A 14257-nucleotide genomic window follows, 5' to 3' on the forward strand; every position below is an offset into this window, starting at 1 on the left:
TCAGTCCTCGGGCGGTGGGGGCAGGGTCGGGTAATCGATGATGGGGTAGAGACCGACCGTGAAGCCATAGGTGGTGTCGCCGGAGCGCGGCAGTTCGTCGAAGCTGTGGATCAGCCGGTCGACTCCACGCCAGAACTCCGCAGCGCGTTCCTCCGGGATCCGGGCGTGGCGGATGAACGACCGCAGTTGTCCGGCGTCGTACGCCGTCCTGGACTCCTCGGCGGCGACCTCGAAGTCGTTGAAGTCCGGCGGCAACTCGACCCCGTCGACCCGCCGGCCGAGGCCGACGTAGAACATCCGCGCGGCCCGGCCGTAGAACCGCTCCTCGATGGCGCGGACCCGCCGGGTCCGGACGACCCTCAGGATCCCGGCATCCGCCAGCACCTTCACATGATGAGCCACGGTGCTCTTCGGCCGTTTGACCGCGGTGGCCAGCTCGGTCACGGTCGCGGCGCGCTCGTGCAACAGGCCCAGGATCGTCGTCCGCAGCGGGTCGCTGATCGCCCTGACCTGGTCGGCCGTCGTCAGCTCGATGGTGTCCTCGAGCTCGTAATCCGGCACCGGGCTGTTGATCGACATGATCGGATTAGACTAGCATCACGGATTGTTCGAGATATCTGGATCATTGGAGCGGATCATGGCCGAGATCGTGCTGTACCACCACGCGCAGGGACTCACCGACGGGGTGAAGACCTTCGCCGACGAGCTACGGCAGGCGGGTCACACCGTCCACCTGCCGGATCTCTACGAGGGGCGCACGTTCGCCACCCTCGACGAAGGCATCGGGTACGCGCGGGAGACCGGCTTCGGCGTGGTCCACGAGCGCGGGGTGCAGGCCGCGCAGGGGCTCGGCGAAGGTCTCGTCTATGCGGGCTTCTCCCTCGGCGTGATGCCGGCGCAGCAGCTGGCGCAGACGCGTCCCGGCGCGAAGGGCGCGCTGTTCTTCGACGCCTGCCTGCCGGTGTCCGAGTACGGCGAGTCCTGGCCGGCCGGCGTACCGGTCCAGATCCATGGGATGGACGAGGACCCGTTCTTCACCGAGGAAGGCGGCGACCTGGACTCCGCACGAGCCCTGGTCGCCGCCACCGACGAGGCGGAGCTCTTCCTCTACCCCGGCAAGGTGCACCTGTTCGCCGACTCCTCGCTGCCCGGGTACGACGAAGCCGCGGCGAAGCTGCTCACGAGCCGGGTCCTCACCTTCCTCGAACCGATCGGCTGACGCCGCGGCCCCGCGACCACGGCGGGTGCAACTAGAGTGCGAGCCATGATCAACGGTGCGCATGTGATCATCTACAGCCGCGACGCTGACGCCGATCGGGACTTCTTCCGGGACGTGCTCGGGTATCCCCATGTGGATGCCGGACACGGGTGGCTGATCTTCAAGTTGCCGCCTGCCGAGGTGGCGGTGCACCCGGCCGAGGTGGACTCGCACGAGCTGTTCCTGATGTGCGACGACCTCGACGCGACGATCGCTGAGCTGACGGCGCGTGGGGTGGAGTTCGTGAAGCCGCCGGAGCGCCAGCCGTGGGGAGTGCTGACGTCGATCCGGTTGCCCGGTGGAAGCGAGCTCGGGCTTTATGAGCCGTTGCATGAGCGTGCGCACGATCTCTGAGTCGTGATCGATTTCAGGATCGACGTTCCGGACGCCGCTCTGGAGGACTTGGCCGCGCGGTTGCGGCAGATTCGGTGGCCGCGGCAACTGCCGGGCACTGCGTGGGATCGCGGCGTACCGGTCGAGTATCTGCAGGGGATCGTGGCGCGGTGGCAGGCGTACGACTGGCGGGCGTGGGAAGCGCGGCTGAACGCGTATCCGCAGTACACGACGCGGATCGATGAGCAGACGATCCACTTCGTGCATGCGCGTTCGCCGGAACCCGGTGCGCTGCCGTTGATCCTCACGCACGGCTGGCCGGGGTCGGTCGCGGAGTTCCTCCCGATTCTCGGTCCGCTCACCGACCCCGCGTCGTACGGCGGGGATCCGCGCGACGCCTTCCATGTCGTAGTCCCGTCCGTGCCGGGACACGGCTTCTCGGTCCCGCTCGAGAGCCCTGGTTGGAACCATCGGCGGATCGCGCAGGCGTGGGCGGTTTTGATGCAGGAGTTGGGTTACCAGCGGTACGGCGCTCAGGGTGGCGACACCGGATCGGTCGTGTCCCCGCTGCTCGGGTACGTCGATCCGTCCCACGTCGTCGGCGTACACATCAACGGCGGGCTGGCGTTTCCGCAGATCCTGCCGGATGACGTCGAGCACCTGACCGACGTCGAGCGGGAGCGCCTCGCAGCGGCCGTACGCCTGCGTGAGGTCGGGACCGGGTACGCCGAAGTGCAGGGCACGCGACCGCAGACGGTGTCGTTCGGGTTGAGCGACTCGCCGGTCGGGCAACTGGCCTGGATCCTGGAGAAGTTCTGGGAATGGACGGATCCGGCGCGTGCGCTGCCCGAGGACGCCGTCGACCTCGACCATCTGTTGACGGACGCATCGATCTACTGGTTCACCAACACGAGTGCGTCATCGGCCAACGTGTACTACGAGAATCGGGTCGCGGCCGGCGACGCGCTCGAACCGTCCGGAGTGCCGACCGGTGTGGCGGTGTTCCCGACCGATCCGGCGATCCGGCGGGTGCTAGACCGCCGGCACCGCATCGTCCATTGGTCGGAGTTCGACCGCGGTGGGCACTTCGCCGCACTCGAGGCTCCGGACCTGCTCGTCGACGACATCCGTGCCTTCTTCCGGCTGGTCCGTTAGGCGGGCCGCGACGACGAAGTTCAGCAACGTGCCGTCGCGCTCGACCGTTGCCTCCGGCCACCGGCGGCGAATCATCCGGAGGCTCCGGTCGTTCGCCGGACTGACCACGAACAGGAACCGGGTGGCACCTGCCGCGATCGCTCCGGCCGCGGCCGTCGCCAGCATCCGCACGCCGAGCCCGCGGCCCTGGTCGTCCTCGTTGATGATCACCGCGAGTTCGGCGGTCGCTTCGTGGCCGTGAGCCCACGCCCACATCGAGTGGCCGACGATCCTGTCACCCCGGGTCGCGACCCAGGACGCGCCGGTGGGGCAGAGCAGCCGGAGCAAGAGCGCGGGCCGGGGTGGCCGGCCGATCGCGGTCTGGAACCGGAAATAGAGGCTGAGGTCGGTCAGCCCGGTCAACATTCGCGCCAGCTCGTCCGCGTCGGGTTCCCCGGCGCGGCGGATGAGCGGCGTACCCATCTGAGTCTGGTTCACGGATTCAGGGTTGCTCGGGTTGGCTGAGTCTGTCAAGCGGACTTATCCTGGATCTCATGAACGAGCAGGTGCCTGAGGCGATGAGCTGGTCGACCGAGAACTGCACGATCTCCCGGACGATGGAGATCCTGGGCGACAAATGGACGTTCCACGTGCTGCGCGAACTCTTCGTCGGCGTCCGGCGCTTCGAGGACATCCGTACGCGGGCCGGCGTACCCCGCCAGGTCCTGACCGATCGGCTCGCGGCGCTGATCGAGCGCGGCCTGATCCGCCGGCACCCCTACCGTCTGCCCGGTCAGCGGGAACGCTACGAGTACCGCCTCACCCAGGCCGGGCTCGATCTGTATCCCGTGCTGGTCGCAATGATCCAGTGGGGCGATCAGTACCTGCCGCTGGACGGCGGCCCACCCATCGAGGCGCGCCACCGCGGCGACTGCGACGCACACGTCACAGTCGTCCTCCGCTGCGAAGCCGGCCATGAGCCCACGCCGCGCGACGTAGTCCTCCGCCCCGGCCCCACAGCGAAACCCCGCGCACTGGCGGGCTGACGCCCGCGGCGGTGGGTCAGAGCGCGTCGATGGCAGCGCGGATGAGGCCTTCGGTGTGGCGTGGCTGAGAGGCCGCGATGGACAGCGCGTCCATGGTGACGACGTACGCGTCGAGTTCCTCGCGTTTGTCGAGGTACACCGCACTGGTCAGGTGCTCGATGTAGACGATGTCCGGCAGATCCGTGTCGATGAAGCGGAGCAGCGTGAAGGCTCCACCTGTCGCGGTGTAGCCACCCTTGTCGAACGGGATGATCTGCAGCGTGACGTTGTGCCGCTTCGACGCCTCGATCAGGTACTCCAGTTGCTCTTTGAGCACCTTCTTGCTACCGATCGGCCGTCGCAGGACCGACTCGTCGATGACCGCCCACAACCGCGCCGGGCGCTGGCGGGTGAGCACCTGCTGGCGCGTCGTCCGGAGCGCGACCAGTCGGTCCTCCTCGGCCTTCGCCAGTGGCTCGTCCAGCCGGCCGAGGCTGACCACGGCGCGCGCGTAGTCGGGCGTCTGCAGCAGGCCGGGCACGAACTGCAACTCGAACGTACGAATCAGGTCGGCCGCCATCTCCAGGCCGAGGTACGAATGGAACCAGGTCGGCGTGAGGTCGTCGTACCGTTGCCACCAGCCAGGGTTGTTCGCGTCCCGTGCGAGTGCCAGCAGGCGATCGCGCTCGTCCTGGTCCTCGAGTTTGTAGAGGCTGAGCAGGTCGTCGACGTCGCGCACCTTGAAGCCGACGCGACCGAGTTCGAGCCGGCTGATCTTCGACTCCGAGCCGCGGATCGCCCAGCCGGCGTCGGTCCGGCTGATCCCGGCCTCTTCCCGCAGACGGCGCAGGTGCACGCCGAGCATGATGCGCAGGGCGGTCGGACCGCCGTACGCGCCCGGTTCCGTCACGCCTCGCCTCCCACAGCAAGCTACCCGGTGCGGACAGCAGGTAGATCATTTCACAACGGAACGTGAACGCGTCCACCCCGACGCGCTTACACCATGTGTTCACCGGCCCCTACTGTCAGTAGAGTCGTCCCACAGACATCCCGATCATTCTGCGAGGTCCTGCTGATGCCCGATGCCACCAAGGCACCCAGTTCGAGTCCGGTGGGTGTGGACACCACGAGGGCCAGCATCGCCCGGGTGTACGACGCCGCGCTGAACGGCAAGGACAACTTCGAGATCGACCGCGAAGTGCTCCGGCAGGTCGCCACCGTCGCGCCCCAGGTCAACGACCTGGCCTGGTCGAACCGGAACTTCCTGATCCGGGCGTGCCGCTTCCTGGCCGGCCAGACGGACATCACGCAGTACCTCGACTGCGGTTCCGGCCTGCCGACCGCGGAGAACACGCATCAGGTGGTGCAGCGGCTACGGCCGGAGTCGAAGGTTCTCTACATCGACAACGACCCGGTGGTGCTCGCGCACGGCCGCGCGCTGCTGGAGGAGAACGAGAACACGCTGTTCGTCAGCGCCGACATCTTCGACCCCGACCAGGTGCTCGGCCGGGACGAAGTGCGGGAGTTCCTCGACTTCAGCAAGCCGATCGCAGTGATCCAGAACGGCACGCTGCACCACTACATCGGCAACGACGGCCCGCAGATCATGCAGAAGTACGTCGACGCGGTCGTGCCGGGGTCGTACACGGTGGTTGCGCACTTCTACGACCCGGAGACGCCGGAGCACTCCGAGGTCGCCCGGAAGATGGAGGAGAGGTTCGTCCACAGCCCGATGGGCAGCGGGGTGTTCCGCACCCGCGAGCAGCTTCTCGAACTGTTCCCCGGCCAGGAGCTCGTCCCGCCGGGCCTGGTCCTGTGTGACGACTGGTGGCCGGACGGACCGCGCATCAAGCCGCTCAACCAGGTGGAGGAGTGCATCGCCGGCGCGGTCGGCCGCAAGCTCTGAGCCTTCAGTACGCCGAAACGCCCGGAACCACAGCGGTTCCGGGCGTTTTGTTGCTCAGAGCAAGCGTCAGACGTGTTCGGAGACGAGGACGGCGGCGGTCTCCTCGAGGGCCTGGAAGATGTGCGGGAGATCGCCGGGGTAGGCGAGGTAGTCACCGGGAGTGAGTTCGATCGGGTCGTCGGCCGGGCCTACCAGGGCACGGCCTGAGCTGAGGACGACATGCTCGACCACGCCGGGCATGTGCGGCTCGGACTTCCGGCCGGGGCCGGGGGAGGCGACGATGCGGTAGATGTCGCGGCGGGCGTTCGGTGGGCAGGACGCGACCAGGGTCGCGCTGTACTCGGCCTGATCGGAGTACAGGACCGGCCCCTCGCCCGCGCGGATCACCTGCACCTTCGGCCGCGGCGGGTCGAGCAACGTGGCGAACGGCGTGTCCAGCGCGACCGCCAGCGCCCACAACGTCTCCACGCTCGGATTGCCGGACCCCGACTCCAGCTGGGACAGCGTGGACTTCGCGACCCCGGCCCGCTTGGCCACCTCGGTCAACGACAGTCCGGCTCGCGCGCGGTACCGGCGCAGCGAGGCCGCGATCACGTCGAGCGGTGCCTTGGTGTCCATCCGTGTTCGCTCCATCGGTCTACTTGTTCGGCTTGACGAACGCAGGGTGCGTTGTTCATCATAATGCTCATGCGTTCGATCTGGCGAACACTCGACCGTGGGCTGGCCCGGGACATCGGGCTGGTCTGCCTGGCCGACGGCGTGGTCGGTCTCTCGTACGGCGCGATCAGCGTCGGCGGTGGACTGCCGTTGTGGGTTCCGGTGCTGCTGTCGCTGGTGGTCTTCGCGGGCGCGTCGCAGTTCCTGTTCGTCGGGATCGTGGCGGCCGGCGGCAGTCCGATCGCGGCGATGATCGCCGGCCTGCTGGTCAACACCCGGCACGTTGCCTTCGGCCTTGCGGTCAGTGACGTGATCGGTAGCGGCTGGCGGCGCCTGCCGGGCAGCCACCTGATGACGGACGAGAACGTCGCGTTCGCCATGGGACAGGACGATCTGCGGCAGAAGCGGGCGGCGTACTGGGCCGGCGGGATCGGCATCTTCGTGTGCTGGAACATCGGCGTAGTCGTGGGCGGTGCGGCCGGATCGGTCATCACCGACACCGATGTGTTCGGGCTGGACGCCGCGTTCCCGGCGGTGCTGCTGGCCCTGGTTCTGCCCGCATTGCGTGATCGTGCGACACGTACGGCGGCCTTGATCGGGGCGGTGTTCGCGTTGGCGGCGACTCCGTTCCTGCCGGCCGGTCTGCCTGTGCTGCTTGCACTGGCCGGCATGCTCTTCTACCGCGCGGGCAAACCCGCGCTGGAGGTGTCGCGATGACCAACACGCCCGTGCTGCTGATCGGTATCCTGGTTCTTGCCGTGGGCACCTTTTCGCTGCGGCTCGCCGGGCCGGTGATGCGCAGCCGGTTCGACCTTCCCGAGCGGGCGCAGCAGTTCCTTGCCGCGGCGGCGATCGTGCTGCTCACTGCCTTGGTCGCCACCTCTGCTCTGACGGACGGCCACGGGCCGGCCGGCGTCGCGCGTCCGGCCGGCGTACTGGTCGGTGGCGTGCTCGCGTGGCGCAAGGCGCCGTTCGTGCTGGTCGTGGTGGCGGCTGCCGCGACCGCGGCGGGTCTGAGGCTGCTCGGCGTACCGTAACGAACCACTCCAGCGGCTACGGTGCTGCCCATGAACGAACGTAGTGAGTTCATCATCGAGCACAGCGCCTGTTGTGTCTCATCCGCGCCCGGAGCGAAGCGAGGACGTGGATGAGCACTTATCCCGGGCAGCCGGCGGCGCCGAAGAAGACGCTGACCTGGATTGCGATCGCGTGCTTCGCGATCGGTGCCGTGCTGACCTTGTTCTTCGTCTGGCGGATCGTCGAGACGGTGCCGGAGTCGCCGCAGTCGGTCGCGGGCGGCGTGGTCCACCTGAAGGAGGAGGGGCTGACGATCTACTCGTCCGTCCCGGTGCTCAATCCGCCGTGCGAGGCGAAGGACGCGTCGGGTGGCGCCGTACCGCTGAAGGCGCCGACCGGCTCCGAGCAGATCACGATCAACGACGAGACCTGGTACGTCGTCGCGCGGTCGGTGGACACCGTCCCGGCGGGAGACTACAGCATCTCGTGCACCGACGACACCACCGGAGCCACGTACGCCGCCGGACCGAAGTCCTCGGTCGTGGCGTTCGTGCTGTCGATCTTCGGTGCCATCGGCTCCTTCCTGATCTTCTTCATCCTCGGCGGCGTCCTGCTCACCATCGGCGCCGTCCGCAACCGCCGCCGCAAGCGTCCGCCGAACACCTACCCGCCCCAGCAACCACCAGGTGCCCCCGGCAACTACCCGCCCCCACCCGGCGCCCAGAACGGCACCTTCCCAGCCCCACCTCCATACAACCCCGGACCCAACCCCGACCACCCCCAAGACCGCTGACAACTAAGGTGTTCTGTTTGGATGGGGCGTATGGATCTTGACTGGCCGGGGTGCCGGAATGTGCGGGATGTGGGTGGGTTGCCGACGGCGAACGGCGCGAGGGTTCGCGAAGGGGTGCTGATTCGGTCGGACAGCTTGCACTATCTGACCGCCGAGGGAGTCGAGGCGGTACGGCGTTCCGGTGTCAGCCGGATCCTGGATCTGCGGGGCGAGGCGGAGGCGGCCGCCGCGCCGAGTCCGTTCGTCGGCGATCCGCTGTTGGCCGCGCAGTCGCTGCAGGATCCCGCCGACCCGGATCACGGGCAGCCGACGATCGTCGCGGCGTGCACGTGGATGCTGGATCGGCGGCCGGAGCTGTTCGCGGCCGCCGTGAAGGCCATCGCGGACGAGCCCGACGGCGCGGTCGTCGTGCACTGCCACGGCGGCAAGGACCGGACCGGCATGGTGGTCGCGCTGGCCCTGAGCATCGCCGGCGTGCCCGAGGACGAGATCGTTGCCGACTACTTCCTCACCCAGGAGCGGATGGCCGGACTGCTGGCCGAGCAGTTGGCGGCCGAACCGGACACCTCGCAGCATCCGGAACTCATCGAGTTCCGCGACACCCGGGCCGAGTCGATGGTCGCGATCCTGCGTCATCTCGACGAAAAGTACGGCGGACCCGAGCCATACCTGCGGCACGGTGGTCTCACCGACGACGATCTCGACCGCCTCCGCCGGCGACTGATCGGCTGACCCGGAGCCGACCGCTGTCACGGAGGAGTCATGGAAGGCAGTAGATTGGCGCTCATGCCGACCGCCGCAGAGCCGACCGGGGCGACCGACCCGGCGGCGCTGGCCGAACGCTACGGACTCTCCCAAAGCTCGATCCGCCCGCAGCTCAACTCCTACCTGTGGGAGTTGTGGAGCCGTCGCCAGTTCGTCCTCAGCTACGCCAGAGCCCGCACCTACGCCATGTACGCCGGGGCCCGCCTCGGGTCCCTCTGGCAGGTGCTGACACCGCTGCTCAACGCGGCGGTGTACTACCTCGCCTTCGGTGTCCTGCTCGGCACCAAGAACGGGATCGACAACTACGTCGCGTTCCTGCTCAGCGGGATCTTCGTCTTCACGTTCACCCAGCGCTGCATGACCGAGGGGTCCCGCTCGCTGGCGCTGAACCTGTCGCTGATCCGCACCCTGCACTTCCCGCGCGCGACCCTGCCGCTCGCCTACGTGGTGAACGAGCTGAACCAGATGCTGGTCTCGCTGGGCCTGCTGTTCGTGATCGTCGGGTTCACGGACGGAGTCACCTGGCGCTGGGTGCTCGTCGCGCCGGCCATGCTGCTGCAGACCATGTTCAACATCGGGATCACCCTGGTCTGCGCGCGGGTCGGAACGTTCGTGTCCGACATCAGTCAGTTGCTACCGTTCGTCACCCGCACCTGGCTGTACGCGTCCGGGATCTTCTTCTCGCTGCCGGCCAAGCTGGACCAGGTGGACGCGCCGAGCTGGGTGGTCAAGGTGCTCGCGCTCAACCCGATCTCGGCGTACATCGACATCTTCCGGAGATCGCTGCTCGCGGAGCACGAGGCAAACCAGTTGCCGAATGCGTGGAAAATCGCGATCGTCTGGTCGTTCGTGATGCTGGCGGCCGGGCTGGTGTACTTCTGGCGTGCGGAGGACCGGTATGGCCGTGGCTGATTCAGGGGCTGAACCGACAGTGATCGCCGACCACCTGGACATCATCTACAAGGTGATCGCCGGGCAGGGCGGCAAGGGTACGGCGGCGACGGCGTTCCGGCGGATCCTGAAGCGGCAGGACCGGCCGACGATCCGCGAGGTGCATGCGGTCAAGGACGTCAGCTTCACTGCCTACAAGGGCGATGCGATCGGCGTCATCGGCCGCAACGGCTCCGGCAAGTCGACGCTGCTGCGGGCGATCGCCGGGCTGCTGCCGCCCGCCGCCGGTGTCGTCTACACCAGCGGGCGGCCCTCGCTGCTCGGCGTCAACGCGGCGATGATGAACGACCTGACCGGCGACCGCAACGTCGTACTCGGCTGTCTCGCGATGGGCATGTCGGCGGCCGAGATCCAGCAGCGGTACGACGAGATCGTCGAGTTCTCCGGGATCGGGGACTTCATCGACCTGCCGATGTCGACGTACTCGTCCGGCATGGCGGCCCGGCTGAAGTTCGCGATCGCGTCGGCGAAGACCCACGACATCCTGCTCGTCGACGAGGCCCTGGCCACCGGGGACGCCGAGTTCCGGGTCCGCTCCGAACGGAAGATCCGCGACCTGCGCGACCAGGCCGGCACGGTGTTCCTGGTCAGCCACAGCCTCGACGTCGTACTCGACACCTGTAACCGCGCGATCTGGCTGGACGGCGGCGTACTGCGCCTCGACGGCACCGCCGAAGACGTCGTCGCCGCCTATACCAAATTCGCCCGGGGTTAGGACACGTCCTAGATCGCCTTCGGCTTCTCGCGGAGGCCGAGGAGGAAGCCGAGGCCCCAGGAGACGTGCATGGTCGCGCAGACCAGCGGCATCCAGAGCAGGGCCTTCCAGGGCAGGTAGCGGCCCTCGACGGCCGAGCCGGCCAGCAGGAGGATCGCGTAGCCGAGCGGGGCCAGGAAGCCCAGGTCGAGCCAGCTGCTGCCGGTGGCGAGGCCGATGATGCCGAGGATCGTGCCGAGCGCCAGCAGGATCACTGCCATCGGGGGAGCCAGGTACCGCTTGTTCGCGGTCTCGGGGTGCCGGCGGATCACCTCACGCCGCCACTGGCCGGTGTGGAAGAACTGCTTGGCCACCGCCGACAGCGACGAGCGCGGCCGGTAGGTGACGGACAGGTCCGGGGTGAACCAGATCAGGCCACCGGTCTTGCGGATCCGGTAGTTCAGCTCCCAGTCCTGGGCCCGGTGCATGGTCTCGTCGAACCCGCCGACCCGCTCCAGCGCGGCCCGCCGGAACACGCCCAGGTAGACGGTGTCGGCCGGCCCGGCCTTGCCGCCCTGGTGGAACGTCGACGCACCCAGCCCCAGCCGGGACCGGTACGCACAGGCGACCGCCATCTCGGTCGGCGTCCGGCCCTCGGCGGCCATCACACCGCCGACGTTGTCCGCGCCGCTCTCGTCCAGTACCTCGACCGCGCGGGTGATGTAGCCGTCAGTGAGGGCGCCGTGGCCGTCGACCCGGACCAGGATGTCGTGCCGGGCGTTCGCGATGCCGACGTTCAGCCCGGCCGGCGTCTTGCCGGTCGGGTTCGGCACGATGCTGATCCGCGGGTCGCGGTCGGCCAGCTTGTCCGCGATCTCCTGGGTCCGGTCCTTGCTCGGACCGATGGCGAGCACGACTTCCAGCTCGCCGGGGTAATCCTGCTCGAGGACGCGGCCGACCGCCTCTTCGAGGTGACGTTCCTCGTTCAGTACGGGCATCACGACGGACACGGGCGGCCAGTGGGACAGCGGCATATCAGGTCAGGCCTTACAGATCGAAGCGACGTCGTCGACGCCGGTGGCGGGTTTGGTCGGTGAGTTCGACGGACTGCTCGTCTTGCTCGGTTTCTTGGTCGTGCCGGTGGTCGGCTTGCTGGTGGAACTACTCGGAGTGCTCGGCTTCTTACCGTCTCCTCCCGAGCCCGCCTTGTCCAGCGCTTCCGACTTCCCGATGGCTTCGGCGACCTTGGTCCGGATCAGCTCGAAGTCCGGGTCACCGGTGTGGATCAGCGGCGGGACCGCGGAGAAGCTTGACACCGGGAGCTTCTTCGCGTCCAGCGCGAGGTCGGTGAAAGTGCCTAGTTCGCCGGCCGGGATATCGGTCTGGACCACTTGCTTGCTGGCCTTGGCGATGCCCTGGAACTTGGTCAGAACCGTCTGCGGCGACAGCTGGTTCAGCATCGCCGACATCACGCACTTCTGCCGGGCCATCCGCTCGTAGTCCGACGACTCGGCCCGCGACCGGGCGAACCAGAGCGCGTGGTAGCCGTCCAGATGCCGGTCCTTGCCCGCCTCGATGTAGCCCTTGATGGGCGAGGTGCCGCCGCCGATCGGGACCCGCTTGCCGATGTCGAGGGTGATGCCGCCGACCGCGTCGAGCAGGTTGCGGAACCCGGCCAGGTCGATCAGCACGAAGTAGTTCACCTTCAGTCCGGTGACCGCCTGGACCGCCTGCCGGGTCGCGGTCACGCCGGGATTCGGGTCGCCGGGGAACAGGTCCTTGTGGTTGGAGGCGTAGGTGTAGACGGCGTTGATCAAGCACTCGGCGCCGCAGTTCTTCCACTGGAAGCCGTCCGGGAACTGCTCGGCCATCGCCGTACCGGCCGGGAACGGGACCTTCGCCAGGTTCCGCGGCAGGCCGATCAGGACGGTCCGGCCGGTGTCGGCGTCGATGCTGGCCAGCGTGATGCTGTCCGGCCGGGTGCCGATCCGGTCCGCGCCGGAGTCGCCGCCGAGCAGCAGCACGTTGTAGCGGCCGTGCTCGGCCTTCGACTTCTGGCCGTTGCCGAAGATGCTGGCGACGAGGTCACGCTGGGTGTTGACGATCGTGCTCGCGTAGACCAGCGCGCCGGCCACCACGAGGACCATCACCCCGTCCAGGATGCTGGTCGCGAGCCGGTGGTTGCGTTCGAGGGTGAGCGGCTGGCCGAGCCGGTAGGCGTCGACGAACAGTGCGGCCCAGCCGATCGCGAGCACGATCAGCAGGACCTGGACGGTCCGCAGGGTGCCCGGACGGGCCAGCAGGTTGATCGTGCCGGAACGCCAGATCAGGCCGAGCAGGATCAGGAAGACGACGATCGCGACCAGCCCGGCGACGATCCGCCAGGCGTACCGCCCGGCCCGCTTGCTGCCTGCCACGATCTGCGCCGACCCCGGCAGCACCAGGGTCATCAAGACCAGCGTCAGCGCCCGCTTGAACCGCACCGGCTCGCTGAGACTGCGCAGGTCAGGTTTCTCCTGCGGCATGACGTCCTTCCGTTCTCTGAGCTCACGCGGCACGGCGGACCAATAATCCAGTCGACCGTACCTTGTCGTCCCCACCACCACTGGGTACGACGTGCCGGACGCGGTGATGGTTCGAGCCGAGGCGGATTCGGAGACGAAGAGTAGCAGTCCCTTCACACAGCGCAGGAAAACCCGTGCAGACACCCTGTGGTCGACTGGTTTCACACGGTTGTGATGGTTGTCGGTGGGCGGATCGGTTACGAAAGCTCCAGACCCATCCAGTGAGGACAGGAAACCGCCCCCATGAAACTGTTCCGTACGTTCCTGGCCGCCGCCGCGGCCGGCACGATCGCACTGCTCGGCACCAGTTCGGCCCAAGCCTTCGAGGCCGCTCCCCAGCAGACCACTGTCCAGGCCCCTGGCGCCGACTTCACCGGGATCGCCGCGCTCAGCAACTGTTCCGCATCTCTCGTCCGGTACGCCGAATCAGTAGGCACCGACAAGGCGCTCGTCCTCACCAACGGCCACTGCTACGAAGGCGGGTTCCTGAACCCGGGCCAGGTGCTGGTGAACCGTGCGTCGACCCGCTCGATCACGCTGCTGCGGCCGGACTCCAGCCGGGCCGGCACGGTCCGGGCCAGCCGGATCCTGTTCGGCACGATGACCAAGACCGACATGATCGTGTACGAGGTGAACGAGACCTACGCGTCGATCCAGGGCCGGCTCAACGTCACGCCGCTCACGCTGGCCAAGCAGGGCCCAGCCAACGGCGCGGGGATGGCGGTCGTCTCCGGTTACTGGAAGCGCATCTACACCTGCTCGGTGCAGGCCACCATCCCCCAGTTGCGCGAAGGCGACTGGTCCTGGCAGAACTCGATCAAGTACCAGCAGCCGGGCTGCGAGACGATCGGCGGTACGTCGGGATCGCCGGTGGTGAGCACGTCGACCGGTGAGGTGATCGGGGTCAACAACACCGGCAACGAGGACGGCGAGCAGTGCACGGTGAACAACCCGTGCGAGGTCGACGCCGACGGCAACGTCACCGTCGACCAGGGCGCGGCGTACGGCCAGCAGACCTGGTGGCTCTACACCTGTCTGACCGCGAGCCGCGCCATCGACCTGAACAAGGCCGGCTGCGAGCTCCCGAAGCCCTCCCGCCGGCACTGACAGACGCAGGCTGAGCATGCGGGGTGACGTAGACCACTTGTGATCAGGTAACG

17 protein-coding genes and 1 pseudogene are annotated in these 14257 nt (G+C 67.9%); 12 read left to right on the forward strand and 6 right to left on the reverse strand.

The annotated features are described in order from the left end of the window. Positions 1-579 carry an ArsR/SmtB family transcription factor gene (locus ACIBG5_RS14165; RefSeq protein ID WP_396391945.1) on the reverse strand — a complete coding sequence of 193 codons (579 nt, stop codon included), beginning with the start codon at positions 577-579 and terminating at the stop codon, positions 1-3. Between the two features lie 58 nt (positions 580-637). Here ACIBG5_RS14165 and ACIBG5_RS14170 point away from each other — a divergent pair, with 58 nt between their 5' ends. The 3 genes from ACIBG5_RS14170 to ACIBG5_RS14180 are packed head-to-tail and all read left to right on the forward strand — an operon-like array spanning position 638 to position 2746. Then, complete coding sequence (locus ACIBG5_RS14170) at positions 638-1219, forward strand: dienelactone hydrolase family protein (protein WP_396391946.1); 582 nt, start codon at positions 638-640, stop codon at positions 1217-1219. Positions 1220-1264: 45 nt separating this feature from the next. Continuing rightward, positions 1265-1612, forward strand: a complete 348-nt coding sequence (locus ACIBG5_RS14175; RefSeq protein ID WP_396391947.1) for a VOC family protein — start codon at positions 1265-1267, stop codon at positions 1610-1612. 3 nt (positions 1613-1615) lie between these two features. Next, on the forward strand, positions 1616-2746 hold the full coding sequence (locus ACIBG5_RS14180; protein ID WP_396391948.1) for an epoxide hydrolase family protein: 1131 nt from the start codon (positions 1616-1618) through the stop codon (positions 2744-2746). Between the two features lie 78 nt (positions 2747-2824). On the opposite strand, the pseudogene ACIBG5_RS14185 reads toward ACIBG5_RS14180, so the two are convergent. After that, positions 2825-3208: pseudogene (locus ACIBG5_RS14185) on the reverse strand (GNAT family N-acetyltransferase); the annotation flags it as partial. A gap of 71 nt (positions 3209-3279) precedes the next feature. Here ACIBG5_RS14185 and ACIBG5_RS14190 point away from each other — a divergent pair. Continuing rightward, positions 3280-3771, forward strand: coding sequence for a winged helix-turn-helix transcriptional regulator (locus ACIBG5_RS14190; protein WP_396391949.1), 492 nt, complete (start codon positions 3280-3282; stop codon positions 3769-3771). Positions 3772-3787: 16 nt separating this feature from the next. Here ACIBG5_RS14190 and ACIBG5_RS14195 read toward each other — a convergent pair whose 3' ends face one another. Next, positions 3788-4660, reverse strand: coding sequence for a helix-turn-helix transcriptional regulator (locus ACIBG5_RS14195; RefSeq protein WP_360438361.1), 873 nt, complete (start codon positions 4658-4660; stop codon positions 3788-3790). A gap of 165 nt (positions 4661-4825) precedes the next feature. Here ACIBG5_RS14195 and ACIBG5_RS14200 point away from each other — a divergent pair, with 165 nt between their 5' ends. Beyond that, the gene (locus ACIBG5_RS14200) at positions 4826-5656 is read left to right on the forward strand and encodes an SAM-dependent methyltransferase (RefSeq protein ID WP_396391950.1); all 831 of its coding nucleotides are present in this window, start codon (positions 4826-4828) and stop codon (positions 5654-5656) included. A 66-nt stretch (positions 5657-5722) separates the two neighbouring features. Here the strand turns inward: ACIBG5_RS14200 and ACIBG5_RS14205 are convergent, their stop codons facing one another. Beyond that, a complete protein-coding gene (locus ACIBG5_RS14205; RefSeq protein WP_396391951.1) occupies positions 5723-6289 on the reverse strand; it encodes a helix-turn-helix domain-containing protein in 567 nt (188 codons plus the stop codon). Positions 6290-6343: 54 nt separating this feature from the next. Here ACIBG5_RS14205 and ACIBG5_RS14210 point away from each other — a divergent pair, with 54 nt between their 5' ends. The 6 genes from ACIBG5_RS14210 to ACIBG5_RS14235 all read left to right on the forward strand — a co-directional run bounded on the left by ACIBG5_RS14210 (position 6344) and on the right by ACIBG5_RS14235 (position 10554). Then, entirely contained in the window at positions 6344-7030 is a 687-nt protein-coding gene (locus ACIBG5_RS14210; protein WP_396391952.1) for an AzlC family ABC transporter permease, read from the forward strand. Beyond that, positions 7027-7350: an AzlD domain-containing protein gene (locus tag ACIBG5_RS14215; RefSeq protein ID WP_396391953.1), complete on the forward strand. Its 324-nt coding sequence runs from the start codon at positions 7027-7029 to the stop codon at positions 7348-7350. The genes ACIBG5_RS14210 and ACIBG5_RS14215 overlap by 4 nt, the downstream gene beginning before the upstream one ends. A 110-nt stretch (positions 7351-7460) precedes the next feature. Next, positions 7461-8123 (forward strand): hypothetical protein, encoded by a 663-nt coding sequence (locus ACIBG5_RS14220; RefSeq protein ID WP_396391954.1) that lies wholly within the window; start codon positions 7461-7463, stop codon positions 8121-8123. Positions 8124-8153: 30 nt separating this feature from the next. Continuing rightward, positions 8154-8855 carry a tyrosine-protein phosphatase gene (locus ACIBG5_RS14225; protein WP_396391955.1) on the forward strand — a complete coding sequence of 234 codons (702 nt, stop codon included), beginning with the start codon at positions 8154-8156 and terminating at the stop codon, positions 8853-8855. A gap of 54 nt (positions 8856-8909) precedes the next feature. Next, the gene (locus ACIBG5_RS14230; RefSeq protein WP_396391957.1) at positions 8910-9800 is read left to right on the forward strand and encodes an ABC transporter permease; all 891 of its coding nucleotides are present in this window, start codon (positions 8910-8912) and stop codon (positions 9798-9800) included. Continuing rightward, complete coding sequence (locus ACIBG5_RS14235) at positions 9793-10554, forward strand: ABC transporter ATP-binding protein (RefSeq protein ID WP_396391958.1); 762 nt, start codon at positions 9793-9795, stop codon at positions 10552-10554. The genes ACIBG5_RS14230 and ACIBG5_RS14235 overlap by 8 nt, the downstream gene beginning before the upstream one ends. Before the next feature lie 8 nt (positions 10555-10562). Here ACIBG5_RS14235 and ACIBG5_RS14240 read toward each other — a convergent pair whose 3' ends face one another. Together ACIBG5_RS14240 and ACIBG5_RS14245 are read right to left on the reverse strand one after the other, a co-directional pair. Next, positions 10563-11567, reverse strand: a complete 1005-nt coding sequence (locus tag ACIBG5_RS14240; protein ID WP_396391959.1) for a glycosyltransferase family 2 protein — start codon at positions 11565-11567, stop codon at positions 10563-10565. 6 nt (positions 11568-11573) lie between these two features. Beyond that, the gene (locus ACIBG5_RS14245) at positions 11574-13058 is read right to left on the reverse strand and encodes an LCP family protein (protein ID WP_396391960.1); all 1485 of its coding nucleotides are present in this window, start codon (positions 13056-13058) and stop codon (positions 11574-11576) included. A 282-nt stretch (positions 13059-13340) separates the two neighbouring features. Here ACIBG5_RS14245 and ACIBG5_RS14250 point away from each other — a divergent pair, with 282 nt between their 5' ends. Further along, positions 13341-14204, forward strand: coding sequence for a serine protease (locus tag ACIBG5_RS14250; RefSeq protein WP_396391961.1), 864 nt, complete (start codon positions 13341-13343; stop codon positions 14202-14204). Positions 14205-14257 lie beyond the last annotated feature (53 nt).

This window comes from Kribbella sp. NPDC050241, from assembly GCF_044459685.1.
GTDB lineage: Bacteria > Actinomycetota > Actinomycetes > Propionibacteriales > Kribbellaceae > Kribbella.

Coding starts and splice junctions, on each gene's coding strand:
- ACIBG5_RS14165 (WP_396391945.1), bottom strand. CDS start 579: ATGTCGATCAACAGCCCGGTGCCGGATTACGAGCTCGAGGACACCATC.
- ACIBG5_RS14170 (WP_396391946.1), top strand. CDS start 638: ATGGCCGAGATCGTGCTGTACCACCACGCGCAGGGACTCACCGACGGG.
- ACIBG5_RS14175 (WP_396391947.1), top strand. CDS start 1,265: ATGATCAACGGTGCGCATGTGATCATCTACAGCCGCGACGCTGACGCC.
- ACIBG5_RS14190 (WP_396391949.1), top strand. CDS start 3,280: ATGAACGAGCAGGTGCCTGAGGCGATGAGCTGGTCGACCGAGAACTGC.
- ACIBG5_RS14200 (WP_396391950.1), top strand. CDS start 4,826: ATGCCCGATGCCACCAAGGCACCCAGTTCGAGTCCGGTGGGTGTGGAC.
- ACIBG5_RS14205 (WP_396391951.1), bottom strand. CDS start 6,289: ATGGAGCGAACACGGATGGACACCAAGGCACCGCTCGACGTGATCGCG.
- ACIBG5_RS14210 (WP_396391952.1), top strand. CDS start 6,344: ATGCGTTCGATCTGGCGAACACTCGACCGTGGGCTGGCCCGGGACATC.
- ACIBG5_RS14215 (WP_396391953.1), top strand. CDS start 7,027: ATGACCAACACGCCCGTGCTGCTGATCGGTATCCTGGTTCTTGCCGTG.
- ACIBG5_RS14220 (WP_396391954.1), top strand. CDS start 7,461: ATGAGCACTTATCCCGGGCAGCCGGCGGCGCCGAAGAAGACGCTGACC.
- ACIBG5_RS14225 (WP_396391955.1), top strand. CDS start 8,154: ATGGATCTTGACTGGCCGGGGTGCCGGAATGTGCGGGATGTGGGTGGG.
- ACIBG5_RS14230 (WP_396391957.1), top strand. CDS start 8,910: ATGCCGACCGCCGCAGAGCCGACCGGGGCGACCGACCCGGCGGCGCTG.
- ACIBG5_RS14240 (WP_396391959.1), bottom strand. CDS start 11,567: ATGCCGCTGTCCCACTGGCCGCCCGTGTCCGTCGTGATGCCCGTACTG.
- ACIBG5_RS14245 (WP_396391960.1), bottom strand. CDS start 13,058: ATGCCGCAGGAGAAACCTGACCTGCGCAGTCTCAGCGAGCCGGTGCGG.
- ACIBG5_RS14250 (WP_396391961.1), top strand. CDS start 13,341: ATGAAACTGTTCCGTACGTTCCTGGCCGCCGCCGCGGCCGGCACGATC.